This window comes from uncultured Metabacillus sp. (assembly GCF_947503125.1).
In the GTDB taxonomy this organism is placed as follows: Bacteria; Bacillota; Bacilli; order Bacillales; family Bacillaceae; genus Metabacillus.
This window is the reverse complement of record NZ_CANNCR010000174.1, coordinates 1-707: the sequence shown is the minus strand read 5'-3', so window position 1 is coordinate 707 and position 707 is coordinate 1. Positions and strand designations below refer to the sequence as shown.

Here is a 707-nt window from a genome sequence, read left to right as displayed (position 1 = left end):
TGTTAAATTAGAATAAAGTTTGCAGAAGCGCGGAATCACGTTCACCCCTTACCACATATGACTTCAAAGGCATTACCCAACTTTTTTAATGAGAATAAAGTTTGCTCAAAGATTTGCCCGTTTTCTGCCGAAAATGAACTTAAAAAAAAAAAGTGATAAGAATAAAGTTTGCTTAAACATAGTGGAGAGATCACCATACTAGAGGAGTGACCAAAACCCAATTAGGGCACCTAACGGTGCCCCCTGTACCATAACCGATTCTTGCCTTCTAATGAGGTGCCTATGCAATTGTATTTTTTATATTTGTTGGAATTGCCGATATTGGTGGAGTGGGTTCTAATTTGGCTATTGTTTAAGAAAAGTAAGCCATTTATTGAGGTGTTTTCGGAGGAGTCCTTCCGTATTTGAGGATGGGGTATACCTTATTTATACGATTGGATAGATGCTGGTATCTGTTTGGTAGGTGTTTCAGTAATGATATTCGCGCCTCGCCAATAAATGAGGTATCGGAAGATACCTTTCATACATCTGCTTCATACCTAGCACCTTACGGTTTCTCATATACCACCGTCATTACCATACTTTCCACGTTACCCATACGTAATTATTTATTTTTATTTTTTAATGATTTCTTTATGGGCGAGTGCTTATGTCTGAAGCACGGTATGCCTTCATGGACGTGGGCTTTCCTTGGAAGATGAAACACT

General features: G+C 38.6%; 1 protein-coding gene. It reads left to right on the top strand.

Translation table 11 applies throughout. The features are described 5' to 3' along the window. The first annotated feature begins 417 nt into the window (after positions 1 to 417). Positions 418 to 498: a hypothetical protein gene (locus Q1B07_RS27150; RefSeq protein ID WP_311226016.1), complete on the top strand. Its 81-nt coding sequence runs from the start codon at positions 418 to 420 to the stop codon at positions 496 to 498. Positions 499 to 707 lie beyond the last annotated feature (209 nt).